Source organism: Natronorubrum tibetense GA33, assembly GCF_000383975.1.
GTDB lineage: Archaea > Halobacteriota > Halobacteria > Halobacteriales > Natrialbaceae > Natronorubrum > Natronorubrum tibetense.
The window spans coordinates 35,385-61,787 of sequence record NZ_KB913021.1 but is presented as its reverse complement, the minus strand read 5'-3'; the positions used below and the strand labels follow the sequence as shown (position 1 = coordinate 61,787).

Sequence of the window (26,403 nt, the reverse complement as noted above, 5' to 3'; positions counted from 1 at the left end):
GGGACAGGTCACAGTGAGTCGCTTTGGACCAGTTCCAATTGAAAAGAGAGGGAAGGTCAGGAAGTCTGAGGTAGGACGTATAGAACTCTATACGTAGTGGCTCAGTTTAGCGAAGGGAAGTCAGCTCAGTCCAGACGTAGGAAGGGTCTGATTCAGCGTTAGAGATGGGGATTTGGACGGTGTGAAACCGATGCGAGGCGGGCCGTCGCGAGCTGCTTGTGATTTCACGGAAAATCAACCGATAGCGTATTCGTGGGGGTGATAATACTTTCGCCACTACCCGAGTTCAGGCAGCCGCACGTGGGCGGTATGCGGAGCGTCAGCTAGGCCGTTGGCACCCCACGTGTATGGCTGGGAGTCATCACGGGAGACATACCCTTCCGACCGGAGTCGCTTCAGCCAGTCCCGGGTTTGCTTCTCGCCGATAGAGACTCCCTCTCGATTTGCGATCTCGGCGGCTGTCCCCGGGCCCTCGTCCAGGAGCGCGCGAATCACACCACGTTGCCCCTCGGAGCGCTCTTCGGTCGTGACAGCCTCTGGCCCGACCGTGACCATCTCGGATAACCACTCAGGGAGTACCCCTGTGTGGATGTAGACCGTCGCAGCCGTCGTTCGGCCGAACCGGAGGACAGCTTGGGCAATCTTGTGTTCGCGATAGTGCCGGAGGAACGGCCGTTCAGGAATCCCGTAGTCGAGGTCTGTTCCCTTCCCCTCGTCACCTCTCACCGCCGTGAAGCCTTCCAGTGCGGCCGTAATCTGAAGCGGACGGTCTCCGGGATGGGGGGAACCGAGTACGACCCCCACCTCCGTCCCTGTGAAGTCGTTGCTACTCCGGAGCGCGCCGTAGTGTTTGACGTCCGCAATTTGGTCAGTCACTCGTTCGATGTCGATAAATGGCTCACTGGATGGCTCTTCGAAGAGACGCTCAGCTGCACTCTTGGTCGTGATGACGCCTGTTGTTGTATCGTGGCGATTTGCGACCGCCTCGATCACCCCGAAGTCGCCCCGTCGATTGACGTATTCACCACTGCTGTATGGCTTGACGTGCGAGGTCGTTTGTACGAACTCGTAGCCGATGACGTCACGGAGATACCGGGCCCGACAGTCATCGCAGAGGATCCGCCAACTCACTATCTCGTCGACGCCAAGCCGTCCGCGCCAGAGTTCTTCGATCGGCGTTCCGTCGAGTCCAACTACTGCGCGGGCAGCATCAAGAGTCGGCGGCCGTCGGATGACGACCCGTGATTCGGCGTGATCGTAGACAACCTGTGACCCGTCTGGAAGCTCGACATAATCAAGTCCTGCTTCTTCCCGAAGCTGATCGTCCCAGTCATACTCCGTCGGTGCGGTATCGCCAATAATCGGTCCGCCGAGTTCGAGCATAGCGAGCACTGCAGTCGGGGCCTCGGCATGGCCGTCATCATCGTCGACTGCCTCAGTTGGACGGGCAATAGAGGTGTCATCTGAGAGTTCGTCACGAATCGCATCTCGTATCGCCTCCATCCCCTCATTTGTTGCAGCCCCAATCAACCCGAAGTGGTTGTCTATCGGCAAGTCGCCGTTCTTGCTGAGAAAGGTTGAAATCGCTGTTGAGAGTTGATTTGCGTCAAATTCCGTTCGATAGGCGGTTCCTGGGTCTTCGTCGAAGATGACGACGCGGTCGTCTACGACGCGATCAAGGGCGGCGTGGGCTGGCCCGCCGACGATGACGTCTGCCGCCTCGACCGCGTCCCAGCGTGCGAGGTATGGACAGTCACCGTCTTGCATACAGGGCAGCACATCCTGCAGATAGTAGTGAAGATACGTCGGTGAGGCTCCCCGCAACCGATAGTCGTTGATTCGCTCGGCCCAATCGGATCCGTACTCTCCTCGGCGGGTTGGACAGTCCCGGTCGAGCGTTGGAACTTCAACTACCGTTTTTTGATGCTCGGCAGCGAGGCCGAGGTGTTGGTCCCGCGTCTCATACCGGTGCGTGAGGATTGCGGCCGAGACATCTAGGTCGAACGCGATCTCTTTTGCGTGTCGCGTTTTTCCGATCGTGGGGAGGCCGTCGATGATTACTGGTGGTGCCTGCTCGTCGTCGAGCTGTGTCTCGATTGCCTCTTGAATCCCATCTCGGCACGCATCCCAGACGGTTGCTTGAGTGAACTCGCCCTGTTGGGAAGCTGCGTGAGCACCCCGGCAGCAGTCATCATGATCAGCACCAGCCATCTATCTGATTATGGGGTGGTGATGAGTTAATCGTCTCGATTGATCGACTGGTTAGAAACTGATAACCCTATAAACTGATCTCCCCTTCGAGGGTGGAGCATGTACGTACGGCGTTAGGGTGTTCGATTCAGGACGTTCGCCGTACGTAACCCCTCGATACAAAGTGCGTGCATAGGCGAGGATTCTCGCTGGACACACCCCTAACTATCGAGTTCCTCCCCGGCAATCTCGAGGAGCTTCTGGAGTCGCTCGTTGAAGTCGTCCTCGAACCCCGTGTGGAGAGATTCGTCGTACATCCGTAGAGTACGAGAAAGGCCAATAGCGGCCAGCCAGTCGCGGAACTGGTTGCTACTCATGTCTTCAACAGGAGTGTTCAACCCCTCGGAACTGGAGCCCGCAGCCCAGAGCTGGAGCAAATCTAAGTCTTTTATCATCGCCAGACGAGCAAAATCAGCGAAGGCGGCACTCACTTCTCGCGACAATTGGGTATAAGATACCGAGTCTCTGTCCAGATCTTGCTCTCCGTTCAGTAGGTTGTTGACGTACGAGAGTGAGCGCAACGAGAGGAAGCCCTCGCGATCGACGGCCATCGGAGGGTCGGTTTCTGACTCTGCAATATCAGAAAGCGTCTGACCACATGCCCCGCAGTAGTGATGAATGTCTTTGACTTGGCCTCCACAATTCGTGCAGTAGGGCATACAGACTACTGCAACTTGCGACTACACAGACTTTGCTAAGGATCTCTTTTCAGGACGGATCATCGATAGGGGGCCGGTCTGACTTCCCCCGCCAACGACTGAATAGTATAGTGAGTGACAATCTATTGTCTTCAAAAGGGTGAGGAGGGTCGATACTGAGGACCTCATATCGATGCCGAACAGTCCTCAGTGGGGGTAGTCCCACGTGTTTGCCGAACCTCACCAGTCCGTCGGTCATTTGCTCTACCGTGGTTCGTGACGTCGCACTCGAGCACGGCCGCCCCGCTTGAGTGCACGGAGGGGACGACGATTGCGGGCTACAGTTCGTGGAGACGGCTTTCCAACCTCTTTGCGCTCGCGCCTCTGGGTCTCGGTATGCCAGAGATGTCCGTGTACAACGAACTGGCGGTCTACTACGAGCAACTGGACCGTGCGGACCGCGACGGTGCGCGAGAAGCTGGCGTCGTCGAGGACGTCCTTCTCGAACGCATCGGATCGGGCTCGCTATCGGTCCTCGATGTCGGCTGCGGCGTCGGCACCCACCTCCGTCATATGGAGACCGACTTCGAGTGCGTCGGGCTCGACGTCAACGAGGGCGTCGTCGAGGTCGCCAACGAGCGAACGGACGACGCTACTGTCCTCCGTGGAGACATGCACGCACTTCCGTTCACCGACGCGTTCGACTGTATCACGATGCTTTTCCATACCCTCGCGTACGCGGCGTCCGTCGACGACATGCACGGCATCCTCAGGGAGTGCTACGATGCGCTCGATTCGGGTGGTATCCTCGTCGTCGAACTCGCCCCGTTTGTCCCGGAGGCGATGCCGGACGACGCGGGCGTCGACCGAGAAGTCCGGACGTACACCGACGACGACGTCACTATCACGAGCGTCCAGGTATCGAGAGTCGAGGACCGAGATCTAGTGCTCAACAGTGACTATCTGGTTGCACTGACGGGCGAAGCGACCGCGACGCATCACGCCGACACGCACACGCTGATGCTGTTCACGGTGGACGAGGTGATTGACGGACTGGCGGCGGCTGGCTTCGAGTCCGTCGAGTTCGATCCCACGTGCCTCCAGAGCGGTCTGTTCGTGGCTGAGAAGCCCGCGTGACACTCACAGCACCACTCATCCGTAGGTGTCGGTATATCTCGAGCTGTCCTGGTTGTTCGGATGCGTGACGTCACAAAGAGTGAAAACAGCACGAGGACGTCACGTTACAGGTGGTGTAGACAGCGTGGCCCCGTTATTATGGAGTCGTTCAAATGGAGGTGTATGGGTTCGACCATTCCCACTCCGACCGACGACAAAGCGCGCGAGACCATCGGTGACGCTACTCCCGGGTCGCTCGAGTTGGACCCGACCGACGATGGGTTCAAGGCGGCGATGCGGCAGGCGATTATCGACGAGGAACTCGACGATGAGGCTCTCGAGGTGATGACCGAGATCAGCGAGGCGAAGTACACGTTCACGTGCATCTGCACGTGCAAGTGTACGCTCTCCTGCTGACAGGATTCACCTCCGAGTTCTTGCGGATGCTGGCCTGCCAGCACGACCGAGTCCTACACCAATCATACAATCAGTCATTCATGACAGCACTCTTCACGGCATCTCTGTGGCGGCGTATCGCGTGGCAAGCCAGCACTATCGAGGAACGCACGACGGCGGTCGCTTCCCAGCAACGAGGGCTGTCGAGGACGGAGTCTTGGACGGACACTAACCTCGTCGGTGACTGGGCTGCGACCACTCCGGGCTGGACTGAGGACGATGTCGTCCAACGAGTCGCGCGCAGCGATATGGACGAATTCGCCCTTGCGGCGATAGCGGACGTCGACGCGTTCCCAGACGACGTCGCGCTCCCGGACTGGGTCACGACCGCGCAGGATGTCGCCGCGTCCATTACCGACACCCACGCCGACGCTCGGCCAGCACTGGGAAAGCCGCCGGAGGAAATTCCGTTCGCGGACGTGCTCGCACCTATTGTCGCGTTCGCTCGCGATCGTGTCCTCGAGGCGGGTCTGGAGCGGGTACCCTCCTCGGTCGTTACATCGCTGCAGGGGGCGTTGCGCCAGGACCTCGTGCGCCTGTGTAGTGACGTCCTGTACGTCGAGTTCCGGACGTACATCGCCGTGAACCGCCCCAGTGCGTTCCCCGATCCCGCGACGCCAGCAGAGACGGACCTCTACGACGAGTTTATCGCCGGCCTCCGTACCGAGAACGGGCTCGCCGAACTATTCGCCGAATACCCAGTGCTTCCGCGGTTCCTCGCCAGAATCGTCACTCAGTGGTGCGATGCAGTCCGCGAGTTCGACCGCCGACTCGACGCCGACTGGCAGTCACTCGGAGACACGTTCAACTTCGACTACGAAGCGGTGGCGCTGACCGAGGCCTCGATACTCGACTCAGACAGGCACGCCGACGGCCGCCGCGTCGTTCTCCTCACCTTCGACGACGACACGCGAGTCGTCTACAAACCCCGGAGCGTCCGCACGGAGGCTGCGTTCGACAACTTCCTCAAGCGAGCAGGCGACGCAGTCGGCGTCGAAACCCGCTCGGTAGACGTGTTGGCGCGCGAAGCGTACGGGTGGGTGGAGCACGTCGCCGCTGAACCTTGTTCCAGTACTGACGCGATGGACGCGTATTATCGTCGTGCGGGCGTGGTGCTCGCGAGTGCGTACCTGCTGTATTTGAACGACTGTCACTACGAGAACGTCGTCGCGAACGGGCGGTCGCCAGTCGTCGTCGACGCGGAGACGCTGCTGACTCCGGCCGTCTCGCCGAGTACGGATGAAGCGGCGCCGACCGACACCGCGACGGGGGCAGGGAGCGTCCTCTGGACTGGTTTGCTTCCGCAGAGCTACGCCTCGGGGACGATCCCCGAGACTGCGATGGTCAACGGCTTCGGCGAGCCGGAGATCCCGATCGGGTCCGGGCCCGTTGAGACGGCGTGGTCCAACGTCAACACGAACGCGATGCGCCGGCGGGAGCGAGACGCTGAACTCATGTCGCCACCGCCGCGGAACGTCCCGTCTGTCGAGGAGTCACCGGACTCGCCAGTCGCAGCAGCGGGGTACGCAGACGAAATCAGCGAGACGTTTGCTGCCGTTTGTCGCGCCGTCGTCGAGGACCGCCTGTCGCTCCCAAGCAGGTTCTCGACGCTCCAGACGCGGGTCTTGTTCCGGAACACTCAGGAGTACGATGGAATCCTATCGGCGCTGCAGTCGCCGGAGACGCTGCAGGATGGGCGGCGACTGACGTTCACCACAGACGTCCTCGTATCAGAGGCAATGCTCGCCGATGCGGACGATCCTGCATGGGACGTCGTCAACGCCGAACGGCGCGCGCTCCTTCGACTCGACGTACCCAGACTCACCGCCGATGCGAACAGTGGAACCCTCCACTGCGGCGACGCCACTATCGATGGCATCACCGAGAGCGCCGGATACCGCCGAGTGAAAGAACGCTTCACCAGTCTGAACGCGGACACCATCCGCAAGCAATGCGACGTCATCGAGATGGCACTCAACCCGTCTGCCTCGGAAGAGGCCGCCATGTCGACACCATCGCACGCCGCGAGCAGTCCTGACATTGCCGTGAACGACCTCATGGACGCAGCCGGCCGGGTCTACGACTGCGTAGTCGATGCGACCGTTGCTCACGACAACGACGCCGGTGAGTGGGTCGTCCGGCGTGAGACGGACGCGGGCCGGCTGCAGGTCGGAACGGCTGGAGACGGGCTGTACGAGGGGCAACTGGGCGTCGCAGTGTTCGCTGCAGTCGTGGCCGACCAACTCCACCGCGACGACGCCCGCGAGACGGCACTCGAACTGACCGGTCCGCTTCGAGACGCTATCCGGACGAACGGTGCCGAAGCGGTGGACGGCCTCGGCCTGGATGGCCTCGGGGGCGCGATCTACGGGCTATCTGTCGTCGGTACGGTCCTCAATGCATCCGAATGTCTCGCCGCTGCGGAGGATCTGGTCGATACCTTCGAACCCGACCGCATCTCTGAGGGAGGCCCGTACGACGTGATGCGTGGTGCTGCAGGTGTCGTCCTGGGGTGCCTGGTACTCCACGAGCATCGGCCGACGTCGAGTGCCCTCACGGTGGCCCGTGAAGCTGGTGACGCGCTCGTTGGCGCCGCAATCGCCGACAGCGGCGGTGCTGCGTGGCCGACGGGACCGACCGACGAGCACCTCACCGGGTACGCCCACGGCGCCGCTGGCATCGCGCACGCCCTGGGCCGTCTAACGGCTGTCACCGGCGACCCGCTGTACCGCGAGTGCGCCACACAAGCGCTCCAGTTCGAACAGCAATCATACAGCAACCAGCGCGCGAACTGGCCGGACCGCCGGGAACACGGCCCAGCGTTCGCCGACGCGTGGTGCCACGGCCGCACCGGCGGCGTCCTGGCTCGCCTCGCCCTCGGGAACACGCCCGTTCCCGTGCATGCCGACGTTGCGACGGTTGCCAACCGAATTGGCGAGCACGGTCGGGGGGTGGATGGGCTCTGCTGTGGTAACGCTGGGCGTGCCGTCGCGCTGGCCGCGGCCGGCGCAGAGTTGGACGACGACCGGCTGTGCGACCACGCTCGGAGTCGGCTCGGTTCGGAACACGACCTTCAATGCGTAGCCGGTTCCGCTGCCTTGGCGGCGCACACTAGCCGCGTACCGAACCCGACGCTCTTCCAGGGACTCTCCGGTATCGGGTTCGCGCTCTTGTACACCGCGAACCCGACTGTCGTCCCGAACGTTCTCCAATGCGAGCCCGCCTGACCGGCCACCGTGCCAGACTCGTGGCCAACGCGACCGACGTTGTCGCGAGTGGTCTCCGACCCTGAGACGATTTACAACCGTTGTAGTCGCACCCGAGTCATTTCAGGCTCCTCAGCGTCGGTGGGCCTATGCAGAGCGACGACGCACGAGGCGTGCTTCTCGGACTGGCCTGTGGCGACGCCCTCGGACGACCGGTCGAATTCTCGTCCCCGGAGGCACTCAGCGCGGAGTACGGTCGTCTCGAGGAGATGGTCGGGCACGGGACGTGGAATCAGCCGGCAGGGACGCTCACGGACGACACCGCGCAAGCACTGTGTATCGCGCGGAGCGTCGTCGAAGAGGACGGGTTCGATCCAGCGGACGTCGCCGCGCGGTTCGTGGAGTGGTACGAGTCCGACCCGTTCGACATCGGGCGGATGACCGCGCGCTCGCTCCACCAGATCCAGCAGGGAGCGTCGTGGGACGAGGCCGGTAAGCGGGTCTGGGAGCGAAGCCCCGAGGGGCAGAACGCTGGGAACGGGAGCATCATGCGGTGCGCGCCGCTCGCAATCCCGTACGCGGGCAATAGAGACCGGTTGGTCACGGTCAGTCGGCAGTCTTCGACCATCACGCACGCCGACCCACGGTGCAGGGACGGCTGCGCGATACTGAACCTTACCATCGCCGGACTCCTCGAGGATAGGAATGCACCACTCCGAGACGCACTCGCGTTCGTCGAGGACGTACCCGACGACCTCGTCCCGGCTCTGGAGCCACTCGTGGACGGCGAGACGCCCAGTCAGTTCGAGACGTCGGGCTATGTCGTACATTCGCTCCAGACGGCGCTCCACGACGCGCTCACCGCTGAGAGTGCGGAGGACGCCGTCGTCACCGCGGTCAACCGCGGCGGCGACGCTGACACCATCGGTGCCATCGCCGGCGCCGTCGCCGGTGCTCGCTTTGGCGCCAGCGTCCTCCCCGAGCGGTGGCTCGCGACCATCGACGAACGCTCCGAACTCGAGTCGATCGCCGAAGACCTCCTCGAACTGGCCTGAGGTCTCGGTCACGCCGCTTCACCGATCGGTCCGCGCCTCTCGGGAGTGTCGGGACAGAACGCGCTGTATCTCGAACCGGACCGTCTGGTTGCCTTCTTGCGCCAGACGCGTCTCGAAGGTTGCTTGGGTCTCGGCGTCCATGTCCGCACCGAGGGCGCGAGCGGCGTGTGCTCGAACGCGCCAGTCCTCATCGTCGAGCCCATCGAACAGTGCCGACCGCACCGGCGATACCCAGCCGTCGCGTGCATCACCGGACGTCTCAGTGACGTATTCGAGCCACGTCCCGAGGGTCTTGACGGTTGCGGACCGAACACCTGGGTCAGAGTCGGTCATTCTGGCGAGCACAGCGCCTTGGATGGTCGGTGCCCAACCGCCGTAGCCATCTGGACGCGTCTCGTACAGGCGAACGACCTGCTTTCGAAGCGACGCATCCCGGTGTTCGAGGTGCTCCAGAAGCGCTGGCACGGCCTTGTTGGGCGCCGTCTGGATCACCATTGGCGCGACCGCGGTCCGAAGGAATCGCTTGCAGTAGACGGCGTGCTCGAGGTGGAGCATCCGGGAGAGGCGCTCGCGGTCGTCGGTCGCGACGGCAATCCGACCGAGGATCGTCACGAGGTCGCTCCAGCGGTCGTCGCCGGGCCGGATGGTGTTGTTCCACGACCAGAGCGTCTCCTGAAGCGGTTCGAGGGCGGCTGGGTCGTCGTCGCTGAGGGCGACGAGCACGGAGAGGACGTCCGCGACCGGCGCGGACGCGCCGTCGACGGCGTCAACTGCCGCGGTCAGGACTGTATCTGGTGCCCGGTCCTGCAGAGTCGACAGCGCGGCGTACGCACCCGTCGTGTCTGCGATAAGGAGCTTGAATAGGTCCTCGATCACGGATTCGGGCGGTGGCGTCGGGACAGTGGTGGCATACAGTTTGCGGATGCGAGCACCGCGATCGGCCTGCTGGTCGAGTCGCGCCAGCAGCCGGTCCTCCTTGACGACCTCCCACACCAGTTCGCGGTCGCGAGACGCGATTTCGAGGAGGACTCGCCACGCCCTATCTGTGTCCCAACCCTCGCCGGACTGAGTGGATTGCGTCGGGCGCTCGGCGTCGGCCGCCAGAGCGTGGTCCGCGATCGGGATGTCGAGCGCGTGGCCGACTGCGGGGAGCACTTGTTCGGGGTGAGCCGTGGCGACCGAGGCGACTAAGTCGACATTCACGCGCTTCGTCCGCGAGTCGTCTTCGTCCGCCGTCCGCAGCCACTCGCGAACGAGGGTGTCGACCGCGACGGGGTCGGGGTCGTGGACGGCGGCGTGTAGTATCGTGACGACGGCGAGCGTTGTCGGTTCTGGGTCGAGGTCGTCTAGCACGTTCGCGAGGGAGGGTGCAGCGGGGACCAAGAGCGCCGGTCGCTCGGTCGTCAGGTGGTAGAGCGTTTCGACGCTCGACGCCGCTCTGTCGGGCTTTTCGAGGGCGGCGAGGGCGCGGTCGCGGACCGTACGGAGCGTGTCGTCGGCGCCGGCGCGAGCAAGGGCGTCGATAGCGTACCATCGGGTCTCCGCTCGCGCGCCAGACTCGGCGAGGGTGGCGAGCTGGGTGTCGTGTGTCGCGACCTGCTCGGGGAACCAGTCCGCAAGCATCGCCACTGCGAAGGTGGCCTGCCAATGACACGCGGAGCGGCGGGACGCACCCGCGTCGACGGCTCCCCAGAACGTCCGCGTCGGGTGCGTCACGGCGAACGCTGCCGTCCACTCGAAGCGCTCGTCGCCAGTATCGGCTACGAGGACCGCAAGAAGCGCACCGACTGCGGGCTGGAATGTTGCTCTCGTCCCGTCGGGAAAATCGCCACGGGTGTCGTCCCTGACTGCTTCGGCGAGCCAGGCGACGGTGGACGCGGCGGCCTCCCGGACGAGCGGATCAACATCCGTGAGCCTCGGGACGACGGCATCGAGCAGGTCGACTGCGGTGTCCGGGATCGCGCTGGCGGCGACCTGGAACGCGGCCATCGCATGGACTCGCGTCCGTCGGTCTGGCGCGTCGAGTACGGCCGCGAGGTCGTAGAGCGTTGGCTGGACGGCTCGCGCATTTTCGTCGGCGACTGCGGCCAGCAATGCCGCACCGTCGGCCCGGTATTCGGGGTCCCCGCTCCGAAGACACGCGCAGGCGGCGAGCCGCGGGTCGTCCGGCCGGGGTGGCTCCGAGTCGTCTAGCTTCGCTCGAACTACCTCATGAGCCGCCTCGGGGCTCACGGGAAAATTTGTGTGGCTGGACACTACTGGTCACCCCGCTCAAAACGGAACGTGTCGTGCCGGCACCTCGAACGAATCCACATCGAGAACACCATCGCTCCGACAGCGTATAACCACTCTTGCCGACCTACAGGACGTGTGTGCCAGCGCGTTCGACCACGTCGATTGCGCTCGTCCTATTTCGGATTCGACGACATTTGGGGATGGTCGCTAGTCGCGTCTACTCGTGGCTTTCCACTGATTAAGAGCCAGCGCTCGAACTGCCGTTCAACAGCGCTCTCCCGAGCCACTTGAACCAGTGATGTAGTCCAGCGCGCCTCTTGACGTGGACGGTGACGCCAAGTTCCTGTTGTTAGCGGGCGTCGTCGGCCGGACACTCACGGCTGCACGCGATACGGTGGTCGAGATGAACAGCCCGAGGTTCGCGGCGAGCTACGAGACAGCCAACCGGCCGCTGGCATCGGTTCTCGAGACGCTCGGTGCCGTCGTCCGCGACGCTGTCCACGCAGGTCACTGCGATGGACCGTGTACGCACTGGGTCGCCTCGCGAAGGCACGGTCCGAGACCGTATTCGACGCGCTCGTCGCCCTCTGGACACTGCGGCGCAGCCACGGGAGCGTTGACGCCGCCGCTTCCGTCTCTGCGGCGTCGAAGTCAGGGATGGTATAGTAGACACTGAAAGTCAATGCACACCTGATCGCACGACTGCTGTGCGATCAGTATGTAAATCGTTTCAGTTGTTACTATATTCCGGCACCGGAGGTAGGCCGACCGTCGGCGAGCTTGTGTGGCGAGCGTCAGGGCCGTGTCGCTGGCTGCGCGTCCCTTACTGGAACGCCGGGTCGTGGCTCGCGCTGGACTCGCTAACCTCGGCGTCGTCACCGCCGTCACCGCTGACGCCCATGGCCGCGATGTCGTCGAGTTTCGCTTGCTCATCACCGTTGCGCTCGGCGTCGGTGACTCCCTCGCTGTCATCGGGGTCCTCACGGAGATTGCTGTTGATGACGAGGAGCTCGGACCACAGCGCATCCGCGACCTCCGCAATCGTGACTTCCTCGTGCTCGCCCATGAGTTCCTTTATGACCGCCCGGATCGTCTGCTGGATCGCGTTGCTCGTTTCGCTGTCAACACCGAGGGTGAAGTGAGCGATCTTGATCAGTTCCGTAAGCTCCTGGCCGTCTTCGTCGATGGCTTCGAACTGCGCTTCAAGAAGCGCCTCGACGTCGAAGCCGTCGGAGTCGTCGTATTCGTCCGCCGCGTTCTCGAGTTCAGTGCTGTCCTCGCCGTCGTCGTCTGGGCTCGCTGCCATATCTCAACCAAGTGGTGCCACCTTCACCGATCGGTCGTTGACAGCCCACCTGAACTCCGGCTTTATTACAGATACGGGGGTGAGTGGGATCTCGGCAGGCTCGCTCTGGCGGGACGCTCGTGGAACCTCTCGGTTCGACGTGGTTAGTCCCCGCTCGAGGGGTCGTAGCCGTTGCGTTGAGACCTTGAGTATCCGGATGGTAGTCAAACGAGCTTTGACATCCAGGGCGTCCGCTCAGAGGAATGCGCCGAGGGCTGGCGCGTACCGCTGGAAGGCGGCAAGTACCCATGCTGTCACCGTCTTGAACAGGTTGAGCGTGCCAGGCATGGGGTGACTTCAGTCACGAGTGCACGCGTGTCGCTGCTATCTCGGGCGCTCCGTGCGCTAATCGCTGGGCAAGGTCGGCCGGTAGCAGCGCGCTCGCGTCGACCAGTGTTGTCAGCACGGCCCCACCGAATCCTGCCTCCCTTCCCGGAACGCGGCGACGAGCGTCGACCGTATAGCCGGTGGGGCCGTTGTCACCACGCCGGCGGTGACCAACCTTGGCGCTGCCAGACAACTCGTCCAGCCCGAAACACAACGTCGACTCCGGACGAGGCGACGGCGTCGCGGACCTCCGTCGCTCGCTCGGTTACATCGGACATACGAGCGAGATCGACTCCGGGTGCGAGACACTCGCTGTGTCCGCCATCGAGGCCTTCCCTCGGCTGATTCGCCAAGCACAAATCAGTGTAGTGGCCAGGGGGCACCCGGGATCCGATCGACAGGCGGATGCAGCCGCGTTAGCGGTCCATGTTTGCCGCGGTCGTGTCGACCGCGCTGCGTGCGGCCACCGCGTGGAGTCGAGCGGGCGCTTCTGCGTCGGTCGATTCGCGCAGCCAGGCGTCGAATCGAGTGCCGGGGTTGCCCGGAGCTCTCGTTGCGCGTCGTCCGAGTGCGGTCATGAGCGCGTCGAGGAGTGGGTCGCGTATCGGTGGCGGTGATTCCAGGAGCGTCTCGACGGGCGTCGTGTCCACATCGATGGACGATACGAACGCATCGTCGTGCGTCTCGCCGACGGAGAGGGCCGCAAGGAGGTCCTCGACGCCAACTGCATCGACGGCGGTGAGTCCCTGGGTCATGCGACTGCGGCGTGCGCGCTCGAACACCGACGCATCGGTCTCGGCGGGCACGACTCGGTCAAGGACGTTTCCCAGGTCGTCGGCGACGGCAAGTTCGCCGAGGAGGCGTGCGAGCGCTCGCCGGTCCTGGCCGGTCGCGTCTGCGACGGCGTCGACGAGGAGCGCAGGCGCCTCGATGTCTGGGTCGGGGACATCAACGAGGACCTCGCCGAGAGCTCGCGTTAAGTGTGCCCGGGCGTCGCCGCTGGCGTCACTCGCTGCGTTCTGGAGCGCATTCACCGAGGACGGCTCGGCGAGCGCGGGCATGTTAACGTACTCGCCGAGCGCGCGTGCCGTCGTCGTCCGCACAGTGCCCGATGCCTCGCGGACGCTTGCCACAAGCGTATCCGGAACACCCGGGAAAGACTCGGGGTGCGCCGCGGCGACCTCGCCGAGCGTGTACGTTATCGCGCCTCTGCTTTCCGGTGTCCCGCCGAAACCGGTTGTCACCCACGCGAGGACGTCCGGCGCCGGGTACTCGTCCAGGACGAGTGCTGCGCCGAGTGCCCTCGCCGCGCTCTGACTGTCCCAGCCATCGGATTCCACCACCGTCGCAGCGAGCGACCCGCAGCCAGTCGGAACCGAATCCCCCGCGACCGCTGCACCCTCGCCGAGCGCACGGAGCGGCCAGTCGCGGTCGACCGCCGGCACCCCTGCCGGCAGGCGCGTCGTCGACGCGTCTCCAGCCTCCGGGTTCGCCCGCCAGACCGCACGACGCGTCGCTCCCACGACCTCATCGTGGACCGCCAGCCTGGCGACGGCGGTACCGATCGCGGCGGCGTCTCGCGCCCCGAACCCCGCGCGTACGGTCATCGCTACGCCGAGGGCACGAGCGGCCTGCTCGCGGCCCGTGCTGGTCGTCTTGCGAACGCGCTGGATGAGTGCCGTGACCCGGCCCTCGCTCGTTCCGGTGGCAGCGACCCACTCGCCAAGGAGCCTGAGACGGTGCGGGCGTTGGTCAAGCGCGCTCGACGTCACGGCCGCTCGGATCGCCACGAGGGGCGCGCTCCCCGTCGATTCCCGGTACTGAAGTGCCAAACCGAGCGCTTGCGTCGCGAAGCGCCTGGTTGCCCCACGGTTCTCGCGGAGACCGACCCGGGTCTCTCGCGTCAGGTTGAACCCGTCGACGTCCCCTGCCAGAACGCGTTCGCCGCGCACCCGAGTCGCCCGGGTCGACGCGTCCGAACCGACCACGGTCGTCCCCGCCTTCACGCCCCCGGCCGCGACCGCGACGACATACATGCCGAGGACTGCCGCGACCGCCTCACGATCGCCGCCGCTCGTCGACCTGACGACAGCCGCCTGCGAATCCACTTCGGCGTCGACGACGTCGGGGACGTGTGCGACCCACTCGCCGAGCGCGACCGCGGCCCGCTCGCGCTCCCGACCGGTCCCCGCCCGTACCTGCCGACGAAGTACCGCGAGCGGACGACCGTCTTCGGCCGCAGCGACGACGCACTCGCCAACGCCACGCACCGCAGCCGCGTCGGGCGGACTCGCCGCGGCGACCCGCTCGCGGAACCGCCGCGAGACCGGGTCGACTCGTTCAGGGCAGGCCACCGCGACTTCGCCCAGGAGACGCACGCGACGGTGCCGGGCGTCACCCGAGGCGCCTTCCACCCGTTCGACGAGTGCCGCTCCCGTTCTCTCGTTGGACGCGACCGTGTTTGCGACGACCTCGCCGAGTGCGGTCGCCGCCGGTGCCAGCTCCGCTCTGGGTGCCTGTCGCACGCGCTCCACCAGCGCCGCGGGCGCGTCTGCGGTCAGGTCGGGGTCCAGCGCGACGCATCGTCCGACCGCACGAGCGAGCCGACGCCCCTCCCGGTCGCCGAGAGAGGAATCTTCACCGAGCCGCCGGAGCGGCTCAAACGGCTGTTTCCCGGGACCATCAGGTAGGACGCCTTCGAATCCTGCAGGTGCCGTTCGACTCACGGCTCGGGCGAGCGCTCGCGTCGTTGCCGATTCGCTCGCGAGCAAGTGCTTAGTCACAGTCGCAATCGAGGCGTCGTCCCAGACCGACGGCAGCGCTGGGGCGGTGATCGCGAGCAGTTCCGCGACGACGGTCTCCTGCCATTGCTCGGGCGTCTCGCGGCGCTGGAGCCAGTCGACGCCGATGGCGACCGCGTCGCCGTCGAGTGTCTCTTGCACGACATCCGGTCGTACCCGACCGAGCGCGGCGAGCGTCCTGAGACAGTGCTCGCGGACGACGTCCGCGCTTGTCGCGGTCAGCGTCCGCCCGACCGCCGCGACCAGTCCCCGCAGCGAGTACAAACTCGCCTCATAGCCCTGGACCAGTGACGGGTCCGTGATTGACGCCAGCGTTGCCGTGATGAGTTCGCGACGGCGCTCTCGTAGCCCCGACACGTAGAGGTCGCTCGCGGTCGCGTCTCCACTCGCACCGTCGGGCTCCCAGAGTGCTCGTTCGAGCGTCGGCGCGATCGCTCGCACGCTGGTTGGCGCGTCCACTTCCCGTTCCCGTAGCGCTTCCGCGGCACGCACCGCGTCGAGGTGCGCACCGACCGAACTCGACCTGGAGGCACCCTCGTCGAGCGTCTCGGCCAGCGTTAGGATCTCGCCGTCGACCGGGAACGCGATGCCCGCGACGTCGCTCATCGACTCGCCGTCGAAGCACCTCATTGCCGCAGTTGGACGACGCTCGTGGCGTCTTCTCCCGCTATCTCGCGGAGGTACACTAGAATCCTCGCGTGGCTTTGCCGGGTGACTCGGTGCATCTCGTCGTCCGAACGCACACAGGCCCGACGCTTGAGTATGATGGTGGCTCGCGGGACGGTACCGGCCGGGTCACACTCGCTGTGGACGGCACTGTCGTTCTTTGGGTCTCCGTCGCCTCGTTCCACATGGGTGGTCGGGCGATTACCGGCCGCTCGCGAATCGCTAGCTGCCACGACCGGTCAGCCCACAGCAAAGGGGATGGGGCCTGTGGGTGACCGTTTTCGCTCTCGAACGACTCGCCGCTGTGACGACCCGAAATCCAGTCTCTGCATGTGGTCCCACCTGACGCAGGCACTCGTATGACGCCTCGCTCGCCTCCGCGTCCGGGGCGAGTGTCAGCACTTTTCCGGCCGGCTGCGGCCCTGTCGTTTCCGACTGTCGACGAAGACCGACGCCGCATTCACCTTGAGTTCGATACCACATCGCGTTTGAACCAGTCGTTACGAACAGAGATCACAAATGCTTGATTGCGGCCTGTTTCGATGAGATGATTGGTGCTTCTATCCACGACTTGGAGGCACAGACGCGTCGTCAGTTGAACGATGCGAACGTGCGTTTAAGTAGAGGCAGACGAGTGTCACGTACCGGACGATGACGGAGCCGAACGATGTGGGCGCCCACGCGGACCCGCTGGACGGTTACACGCCCAAGGAGCTGGCCGCGAAGCTCCGGGCCCCAGTCGGCCCTGACAACCCTCGGAGCGGGCTCAAGCGGCGACTCGTTGCCTGCAAGACGCTGCGGGACACCGCGGAAGAGCACCAGGAGGTGGCGCAGTACTTCTCCCCCATCCTCACACACCTACTGATGGACGAAGTCGAACGGCTTGTCGAGACGACATCGACAGGGGAGACGGTGCTCGTACGGGGCCTCTCACTCGACGTAACGCGGACGCTGCTTGCGGTACTGCGTGAAGTCGTTGACCCGAGATTGTTCCGGAAGATCGAGACGGCCGACGAATTGGCGGTGTCGATCGCACACCCGGCTGCGAATATCCTCGCTGTAGGGTTCACTACAGAGACAACGCGGCTGAGCGTGGCGGTACTCGCGAACTTGACCAAGTGGTGCCCCGAAGTTGTCTGGGACCACATCAGTCTGCGATTCGACCTCGACGTTCTGTGTCGAGCGCTTGTCGACTACATTCGGGCCGTCCGTCCGCCACTGATGGCCGTTGATCAGTCGAATTCGGCGCTTCGACATGCGATGCGCTTGCTGGCCGTGCTCCTTGGCCAGCATGCCGACCGGCTGACGGACCCGGAGCCGGTCGCTGCGGTACTCGACGAGGTTGCGAACAGTGAATTCGGCCGAACGCAAGCTTACGTCGCAATTGCGAACGATGCGATACGTACCAAGCAGCCAGACACCGTCGGCGAACACCATTCTGGTGGGTCGTTCGAACAATTCGTCGAGGCGACTCGAAGTGCGGCTGGGTGTCGTCGGATGGATGCTGCACGAGCGATCGGTGAAGGTATCGCCCTCAAGCGTATCGGGGTGCATGAGGAGTCGCCAACGGACGCGGTTCTCGAGTACATGGGCGAGGTTGACGGATTGGTTCGTGCGGCGGCAGCCCTCGCCGTAGGCGAGTACCGCCTTGCAGACGCAGACTCGATGGCCGCGATCTGCCCGGTCCTGAAGGAGCAGGCAGAAAACCCAGAGTTCCTCTTGCGACTGCAGAACCAGTCACGTGTCGCGCTCGGCGTAATCGCTTTCGCCTGCCCCGAGTCCTTCTCAGACAGTATTCAGACGTTCGTGGAGAGGTTCGACTCGAGTGACTCGCCGCCCAGACTGGCAGTCACCCGGGAGTTGGGTCGCGTCATCGAGAACGAGTCTGTCGGTCGCGATGATGTCCTGTCGACACTCGAGTCAGAGCTACGGACCTACGACGGAGATGCAAAAGAGAACGCTGCGCAGGGATTCGCAGAACTCGTCCTCGAAGCACCGAACCGCATTCCGAAATCGGTACGCCCGCTCACGGAGGCGTTGGAGTCAGTGGACGGTACCTTTCGAGCCCCGTTACTGCACGCCCTCGCCATCGCAACGATAGTCATCTCGGAGAGCGCCACGGACCCGATCGAAGCACTCGTCGACTTCTGGCAGAGCCCTGAGGCGACACCTACAGAGCGAGAGTGGGCGAAACAGGCCCTCGGCGAACTCGCACTCGCCGACCGCTCTCTAGTGAACGACGTCACCGAGCCGTTCGTCGACAACGTCTTCCACGGCCCGTCCCTCGGGAACGACGAGCGCGCGTTCAACACACGCATTCTCGGCGAAATCGTCGGTTCGAACCCCCAGACCGCCTCGACGGCAATCGACATCTATGTCGAGGCTATCAGGAGTACGGACGACGAGATACCCCAGTGGCACGCGCTGGGGTCACTCAGGGACAGTATCAGGGCGCTAACGTCGTTGGAAGACGAAGCGGTGGCGCGACTTGTGGACCTGGTTCAGTCCCTCGAACAGCCGCTTCGGATTCGCGCCACTGGAGCGCTCGGTGAAGCCATCTCGACCGTCCCACGACCGCTCCCCGAGCAACTCCAGCCACTCCATGTTGCGTGCAAAACGGCGGAAGGCAGCAGGCGGGACCGTCTCGCGCAGGTACTCGGCGAATCAATCGCGCGGAACGCGAGTACCTCGGCGGCATTACTTCGGGAGTACCGAGCGCGCATTCCGTCGACCACTGGGCCGACTCGCTGGGTGGCGACACAGGAACTTGGCGAGGTACTCGCGGCGGCCCCAGAGGTCGCGCCGGCCTCATGCAAATCATTGCTCGAGCACGTAGAGACAGTGCCACGGCGGCATCGACTGTCGGTCACCGCTGCAATCGGCGAAGTCGCGACACTCTGCACGGATGAGGACCGGAACCCGATACCTGTGCTCGAGGACCACGCCGCTGACACCACGGGGCTCAGACGCCGCTACCGCACTCGACTGGTCGGCGAGGCAGTCTTCGCAGAAGCGCCCGACGTGCCGGCGGTGGCGAACGACATAATTGACAGGGTAGCGCTCGACGAGAGCCCTGGCGAAGACACGCCGTTCGATTCAACGGGTTGGATTCTGCCGGGCAGCGGTGAAGGCTTGATTCAGCAGATTATGATACTCGATGAGTTTCTACAGACGCCCGGCGAGTGTCGACGTGCGACGATTCTTCGAATGCTGGGGTCGACCGTCACCGAATCGCTCACGGCATATATAGGGCGCCAACTCCGGAAAGCCATCTACAAAGAGACGGAGTACACGCCTGTGCAGTTCTTTCCCGGATTGGTCGAGACCGACGTCCTCGATCCCGAGTGGTTCCTGGAAACGGTGCTCAAGGTCGGAAGTGGCCAGGCGATTGGTGATGTCGACATCATTCGGATGTCTTTCGAGGACGGACTGCGTCGGTACCTCGACAGCACGGACCCCGGTCGACGGGAGATACTCGAAGCCGTCGCTCGCGCCCTCGAACGACGGCCGGACTCCGAGCACGCGGAGCGTATTCGACGCCAGACCCAGAGGTTCCTCGCGGAGACCGACGATGTCCCGCCCGCGACCCGGCTGACGGCCATCGACGTCCTCACCGCTGCCCAGACTGGCGCCGCTGACGTGCCATAGCCGACCTTCGACCCGGTGTCGTCCACTGAGATCGCCGTCAGTGCCAGCCACGGTTTGGGGGTGGCGGTCAGTCCTTTTCGTCGGTATCCAGGCCGTCGATGCGCGAAGTGTCTGGTTCCTCAGGATACCCGTCGACCGGTTCAACGCCTTCGTGACAGCAGTTTCAGGCTCGCATCGACACGACGTACCGTAACTCGGTCTCGCCGTGGAGTAGGCCAACTCGTCCATGGTGTCCTCGTGGTACGTGCCGCAGGAGGCACAGAACGCGAGGCGCCGGTGGGGCTTCCGCTCGGTGAGAAAGTGTCCTTGTAGCCGTCGTATTCACGCGAACGGTGGTCACGACGTTGTCGAACGGAGGTCCGACATATGTCACGGCACCGTCCTGGGTCGACGCTAGGTTCGTATCTCGCGGCCATCGGCCGCCCAATCGAGTGGTACAAGTTCGGTCTTCATACCTAGTTTGACAGCGGTCAGGCGTCCGACGCTACCGTTGACATGCCGACTCAACGCTGGATTCAAATACGAGCGGGGAGCGTCGGTGGCCGCCGTCAGACTCGACGTTCGAGACGGCGTTCACCGTTGTTCGGAGCTCGCCATGCAGGCGCTGGACACGAAGCGCGGTCGCCGAAATTGCGGTCATCATCGAATACAGCTTGCTCTCGGTGTAGCTGTGCGGGACGTGTGCCTCGAGAATGATGGTGGGGTCTGCAACGGGCGTGACGTACTCGCTCTCGTGAACGCTCGCGATGGTCTCGTGTGCTGCCGAGAGGGTTTCTACAAACCCGTCGTCGCTCGGTTCACCAGTGCCATCGAGCGCATGGTCGAGTCCCTGGTAGAGGACTAGATGTGCGGCCGAACCGTCGCCGGGGCCGGGGAGTTGGCAGTATAGCTCCGCGTCAGTCAAGAGGTGCGTCAGCTGGAGTTCGGCGACGGCGGTTGGGTCGGCCGCGGTTGCAGCGACGCGGCTCGGCCTGACATCGCCGTTGATTGAGTCCCACGGGCAGTCGTCGACGAGATGTTCGATGATGGTGCGGTAGAACGCTGAATCGTGCGGTTCGGGATGCATGGATGACTCACGTGAGTTTCCGTGCACTGGCCGTTTAGGTCGCTGTGTGCGCCTACAGGCCGTGTAGTAGCTCGCGCTCGTGTCCCACTCCTAACGTTACAGTAGTTGTGCATCGCCAGGCCCCACTATCCGATCGAGGGGTGATGTTCGAGTGAGATGACGCTCGCGACTCCAGACATTCGATCATCCCGAACATCGCGACTCCACATCACCGACGCGGAGGTGGGTCGATGACGGCGGAGGAGGCTTGCGACGCGGCCGTGGACGCGGTCGTCGACGGCTGGCAGGAACAACTCCTCGATTTGACGCGGCGGAATACGCTCGTGGACTTTGAGCCGACAAAGACGAAGTCGATTCCGCTGGCTGCGGCGGCTGGGCCGGTCGTCGACCGCCTCCGCGAGACTGGCGCGATCGAACTCGCGAAGGCACCGGACGAGTCACCACCGGAGACGGCCCGAACGGACCCGACGACGGTCAGCGACTCGGCAGGGACAGACGCGGCGGTCGCCCTACGAGCGCCAGAGGCGGCCGAGGAGTCGCTCGACGCCATCGAACGCTATCACCGCCAGTACCTCCGCGAGCGCGGCGCGGATACGCTGTTCCTGTCGATCGGCCGCCTCACGTGGACCGAATCCGGTGACACCGAGCCCTACGAGTCCCCGCTGTTCCTCCTGTCGGTCGAACTCGAACACCGGCCGGAAACAGCCGAGGACGTCCACGCACACGTCGTGGCGTACGACGGGGCGCCGCTCGTCGTGAACCCGGCGCTCCGCCGGAAGCTCCAGATAGAACGGGACCTCGACCTTCCCGCCGACGGTGATATCGCCGTCGATGACCTCGACGCCGCGTTCGACGCCATCGCCGCCATCGCCGACTCGTTCCACGACTGGGGAATCTCCCGCGAGCTCGCGGTCTGCATTTTCGACTTCGCGACTGTCAGTCTCTACGAGGACCTCGACCGGAACCGCGAGGCCATCACGAGCGACCCGCTCGTGCGCGCAATCGCCGGCGACACCGACGCCCTCAACGGCCACACGGACGACCGAGAAATCAACGAGGAGACGACTGCCGACGGGACGACGAGGGAAGGAACGTCCACTGACGAGACAGAGCGCGACGCGAACCAGTTGGCATACCAGGTCTTGGAGGCGGACCCGTCCCAGCGGGCGGCCATCGACGCGGCACTCGACGGCGAGAGCTTCGTCCTCCAGGGTCCACCGGGCACGGGGAAGAGTCAGACGATCTCAAACATCGTCGCGGCGAAGCTTGGCCGGGACGAGCGCGTGCTGTTCGTCAGCGAAAAGCAGGCCGCACTCGACGTCGTCCAGTCGCGGCTCGCGGAGGTCGGACTGGGGCGGTTCTGTCTCGAAGCGCACGGCCAGCAGGCCACCAAGTCGAACGTCCTGGACGCGCTCGGCCGCGAGTTGCGCTCTGGCCGCGCCGACCTACCGGCGGGTCGGGACGCGTGCCGTGAGCACCGCGACGACGCGGCCGCCATCCTCGACGACCACGCGGAGCGATTGACGACGCCGCCCGATGGGTTTGCGGTCACGCCTTACGAGGCGCTCGGCATCGTCGCCGCCGGCCGCAACGAACCTCGAGTCGACGTAAACGTCGACGCGCCGCTCGCCGTCGGACAGAACGCTGTCGACGACGCCATCACCGCACTCCGTGAGGTGGCGGCGTTCGATGACGTACTCGAGAACTTCGCGACGCACCCCTGGCGGGCGGCGACGGTCGACGGATGGCGCGTCGACACCCGCGAGCGTGTCGCCGACGCCATCGAAGATCAGCTCTCCGCCGTCGACGCGATGTGCGACCTCGCGGACCGGCTTGCGTCTACCGTCAGCGTCGAACTCCGAGACGCGACCAGCTTCGAAGATGTCGAGCGCGCGCTCGTGACGCTCACCGACGCCCCCGTCAACTTGCTCCCGGCAGCATTTCTCGACGCCGCGTTCTACGCGCCTGACGGCCCCGTCGCCACCCTGGCCGCAGCGCACGTTGAACGCGCCGATCACGAATCGCACCTCCGCGAGCGATACGCGTCCAGCATTTTCGACGAGGATGGCCGCGAACTCCACGAGACGCTCTGCGCGTACGGACGGCTGCGGTACGTCCGTCCGAGCTACCGGCGACTCAAGCGCCGGCTCACCACTCACGCACGCGAGGGCTACACGCCGGACCTCGCGGCTCTCCGTGAGGACGCCCGTCGGCTCCGCGCGCTCCAGTCACTCGAAGACACTATCGCCGAGGTGGATGTCGACCCGCGCTACCTCGTGCCGTTTGTGGACGGAACCGATGTGGACCCCGAGCCCACGCAGGACGGCATCGATGGTGCGCGCCTGCAGGAGAACATCGACTGGCAGCGGGTGCAGGGTGTCTCGGACTGGGTGCGTGCACTTGCCGACACCGACGTCGTCGACCCAGCGACCGCCAGCGGGGGCCTGGACGCGAACGCGTTCGATACCATCGACGAGTTCCACGAAGCGCTCGCCACGCACCGCGAACGCTTCCAGGCCGCCCGCGACGACCTCGCGTCGTTCGTCGCACTCGATGAACTGGACGCCGACGGTACCGCGTTCCCCGCCGCGTCGTGGAGCGCCCAGCGCACCGTCCTCGAAACACTGCGCGAGAACCTCGACCGCCTCCAAGACTGGGTAGCCTTCCAAGCCGCCCGCAACCGCGTCGCCGACACTATCGCCGGCGACTATCTCGACGAGTTCCTCGCGGCCGGCCACGACTCTAGCCACCTCGTCAGCGCGTTCGAGCGTGGGTTCTACCGCCACTGGCTGAACGCCCTCTACGACGAGACGGACCTCGACACGTTCAACGCCGAGACGTACACACACCACCTCGAGACGTACCGAGAGGCCGACGACGCGCTCCGAGAGCATGACGCCGCGGCCGTCCGCCACGCCGTCACGAGCCGTCGTCCCAGCATCGAACTCGAACACGCCGACAGCGCCGCGCAGGTCGTCCTGAAGCGCGAACTCGGGAAGGCCCACCACCAGCGACCGCTCCGTGAACTTTTCGCGGACGCCGGCGAAATCATCCAGCAACTCAAGCCGTGCTTTATGATGAGTCCCCGTACCGTCGCTGACTCCCTCGCGCTCGACGCCATCGAGTTCGACACCGTCATCTTCGATGAGGCCAGCCAGATACCGCCCGCGAAAGCCGTGAGCGCACTCGTCCGTGCCGACCAGGTGATCGTCGCGGGGGACGCGAACCAGCTCCCGCCGACGTCGTTCTTCGAGACCGACCTCGCCGACGACACAGGCGGCCGCACTGACCTCGAGAGCATCCTCGACGAGGCCGCGGCCGTGATCCCCGAGCAGTACCTCACGTGGCACTACCGGAGCGCCGCCCCGTCGCTCGTCTCGTTCTCGAACGACCGCTACTACGACGGACGACTCCGGACATTCCCCGCGCCGGCCACCGACGATACGACCACAGGCCTCGAGTTCGAGTACGTCCCCGACGGCGTCTACGACCGCGGCGACACCAGACAGAACGAGCGCGAGGCCGAGCGTGTCGTCGACATCGTTGCCAGCCACGCCGAAATGCGTCCCGACGAGACCCTCGGTGTGGTTGCGTTCAGTCGCGCCCAAGAGCGCGCCATCCGCGACGCGCTCGCCGACCGCCGCCGCGAGAACCCTACGCTCGACGCATTCGTCGACTGCGAGGACGTCCAGGAGGGGTTCTTCGTGAAGACCCTCGAGGTCGTTCAGGGCGACGAACGCGACCGCATTGTCTTTAGCGTCGGTTACGGCCCTACCGAATCGGGGACCGTGACCGCGAACTTCGGTCCTCTGAACCGGAGCGGGGGGCACCGCCGCCTGAACGTCGCTATCACGCGCGCCCGCCGCCAGGTTACCGTCGTCTCCTCGCTCCATCCCGAAGACGTCGACGCCAGCGGCGCCACACACCGTGGCGTCGCGGACTTCAAACGCTACCTTGCGCACGTCCGCGACCACGACCCCACCGCCGCGTCTCCGACCGCAAGCGACGGTGACCCCCCGATCACGAGCGAGGTCGACGCCGACAGCGTCCCCACGACCGCCGGCAGGGCGTCGCCAACCGACGATACGCTCGACTCGCCGCTTGCTCGCGATGTCTACAAGACGCTTAGCGATGCCGGATTCGATGTCGCCACCGACCTCGGAACCGCGGGGTACGTCCTCGATATGGCGATACGCGACCCTGAGGACCCCCACCAGTACGCGCTCGGCATCGAACTCGACGGTGCCGCGGCACGACACGCCGCCAGTACCCGAGATCGCGAGCGCCTCCGCCAGCTCGTGCTTGCGGACCGCGGCTGGGACGTCCATCGTATCTGGGCGCCAACCTGGGCGACCGACCCCGAACGTGAACGTGACCGCATCCGCGAACGTGTCAACGGCAACGGCGATCCCGAGCCGGCGGTCGACGCTACGACCCTCGTGCACCCGCCGAGCGACCGCGAGTGCACCGCCACCGACCCAGCCGCTGAAGAGGCGGACTCGCACCCTGTACAGTCCGACGGTGGTGACCCATTCGACACGTACGAGCCGCCCACGGTCCCCGATCTCAACGGCGACGACTTCGGCGTGCCACCGCGAGAAGTCCAGCGTGCACTCCTCTCGATAGTCGCCGATGCCGGCCCCGTCACCGAGACAACCGCCTACCGAACCGTCGCCGAGGCGCTCGAAGCCGACCGTCTCGACACCGACCTCCGCGAGCGGCTCGCTGACCAGGCCCAGGCGATCGCCGATGCCGGCCACCTCCACATCCACGACGCCTTCCTCTGGCCACCGCGAGATGCCGCGGAGATTCCGCTCCGCGGACACGCCGATGATCGCCGCAAAGTCACCGCGATTCCACGTGCGGAACTCGCGAAAGCCTCCTACGTACTGCTTGCGAACGGGGGCGCGATGACCCGCACCGACCTCGTCCTCGAGACTACACGACGGTTCGGTTACGATCGCGTCGGCAGCCGTATCGAGGAACGGCTTGAGGAAGCCGTCGACCACCTTATTGAAATCGAGGCCGTCATAGACGACGGCGACCGCATCGAGGCAAATCTCAATATCGACATCGACGCCGCGCTCGAATCGGTCGTGTACCAGTAACGATCGGAACAGGTTCAGACGAAGGGCAGCAGCAAGTGTCGGGAAGTTTACAGTCTTCGTAGAATGCCACAAGCCCATACGGTGGACTGCGACGACGACTCGGATATGGACACGGACCCGTACTACAAGTTCACGACATCGGAGGACGAGGACGTTCCAGAGGGGACGCGACCCCACTGCTTCAGCTGTTCTACCTCCACTGCGCCTGGCGACTGGCCCACCGCCGTGTCCGGCGCTGGCTTAAAGCACACCTCGCACCTGACTACATCTCCTGCTATCCAGTCACCGGCGACGACACTGAGAAGTTCATCGTGACCGCGCCGGATCAGTCTGCGAAGATGTCGGCAGACTGTTCGCGCCTAGCCCGATCTGCGTCGCCGAAGACGTCCTGGAGGGCGGGGAAGTGGGCGTCTAAGACGACTTGCGGATGTTCTCGGCGATATCGGCGAGCACTGATGTCGTAGTACGGATCGTCTCCGACGACAG

Annotated in this window: 12 protein-coding genes; 6 read left to right on the top strand and 6 right to left on the bottom strand. The window is 64.6% G+C overall.

The window, feature by feature from the left end:
• Positions 1-276 precede the first annotated feature (276 nt).
• Together NATTI_RS0124345 and NATTI_RS0124340 are read right to left on the bottom strand one after the other, a co-directional pair.
• A complete protein-coding gene (locus NATTI_RS0124345; protein ID WP_241434426.1) occupies positions 277-1,767 on the bottom strand; it encodes a hypothetical protein in 1,491 nt (496 codons plus the stop codon).
• A gap of 644 nt (positions 1,768-2,411) precedes the next feature.
• Positions 2,412-2,909 (bottom strand): LITAF-like zinc ribbon domain-containing protein, encoded by a 498-nt coding sequence (locus NATTI_RS0124340; RefSeq protein WP_241434427.1) that lies wholly within the window; start codon positions 2,907-2,909, stop codon positions 2,412-2,414.
• Between the two features lie 375 nt (positions 2,910-3,284).
• On the opposite strand from NATTI_RS0124340, the gene NATTI_RS0124335 reads away from it, so the two are divergent.
• From NATTI_RS0124335 to NATTI_RS0124320, 4 genes are all read left to right on the top strand, one after another.
• Complete coding sequence (locus NATTI_RS0124335) at positions 3,285-4,025, top strand: class I SAM-dependent methyltransferase (RefSeq protein ID WP_241434428.1); 741 nt, start codon at positions 3,285-3,287, stop codon at positions 4,023-4,025.
• A 162-nt stretch (positions 4,026-4,187) separates the two neighbouring features.
• Entirely contained in the window at positions 4,188-4,421 is a 234-nt protein-coding gene (locus NATTI_RS0124330) for a hypothetical protein (protein ID WP_006092970.1), read from the top strand.
• 287 nt (positions 4,422-4,708) lie between these two features.
• Positions 4,709-7,687 carry a type 2 lanthipeptide synthetase LanM family protein gene (locus NATTI_RS0124325; protein WP_006092971.1) on the top strand — a complete coding sequence of 993 codons (2,979 nt, stop codon included), beginning with the start codon at positions 4,709-4,711 and terminating at the stop codon, positions 7,685-7,687.
• A gap of 128 nt (positions 7,688-7,815) precedes the next feature.
• Entirely contained in the window at positions 7,816-8,721 is a 906-nt protein-coding gene (locus tag NATTI_RS0124320) for an ADP-ribosylglycohydrolase family protein (RefSeq protein WP_006092972.1), read from the top strand.
• Between the two features lie 18 nt (positions 8,722-8,739).
• Here the strand turns inward: NATTI_RS0124320 and NATTI_RS0124315 are convergent, their stop codons facing one another.
• The 3 genes from NATTI_RS0124315 to NATTI_RS0124305 form a co-directional block, all read right to left on the bottom strand.
• Positions 8,740-10,977: a HEAT repeat domain-containing protein gene (locus tag NATTI_RS0124315; RefSeq protein ID WP_241434429.1), complete on the bottom strand. Its 2,238-nt coding sequence runs from the start codon at positions 10,975-10,977 to the stop codon at positions 8,740-8,742.
• Positions 10,978-11,779: 802 nt separating this feature from the next.
• Positions 11,780-12,262, bottom strand: coding sequence for a hypothetical protein (locus tag NATTI_RS0124310; RefSeq protein WP_006092974.1), 483 nt, complete (start codon positions 12,260-12,262; stop codon positions 11,780-11,782).
• 782 nt (positions 12,263-13,044) lie between these two features.
• Positions 13,045-16,035: a hypothetical protein gene (locus NATTI_RS0124305; RefSeq protein ID WP_152423984.1), complete on the bottom strand. Its 2,991-nt coding sequence runs from the start codon at positions 16,033-16,035 to the stop codon at positions 13,045-13,047.
• Between the two features lie 711 nt (positions 16,036-16,746).
• Here NATTI_RS0124305 and NATTI_RS0124295 point away from each other — a divergent pair.
• Entirely contained in the window at positions 16,747-19,743 is a 2,997-nt protein-coding gene (locus NATTI_RS0124295) for a hypothetical protein (protein ID WP_006092977.1), read from the top strand.
• Between the two features lie 484 nt (positions 19,744-20,227).
• On the opposite strand, the gene NATTI_RS0124290 is transcribed toward NATTI_RS0124295, so the two are convergent.
• Positions 20,228-20,809 carry a hypothetical protein gene (locus NATTI_RS0124290; protein ID WP_006092978.1) on the bottom strand — a complete coding sequence of 194 codons (582 nt, stop codon included), beginning with the start codon at positions 20,807-20,809 and terminating at the stop codon, positions 20,228-20,230.
• Between the two features lie 230 nt (positions 20,810-21,039).
• Here NATTI_RS0124290 and NATTI_RS0124285 point away from each other — a divergent pair, with 230 nt between their 5' ends.
• On the top strand, positions 21,040-25,917 hold the full coding sequence (locus NATTI_RS0124285; protein WP_006092979.1) for a DUF4011 domain-containing protein: 4,878 nt from the start codon (positions 21,040-21,042) through the stop codon (positions 25,915-25,917).
• Positions 25,918-26,403 lie beyond the last annotated feature (486 nt).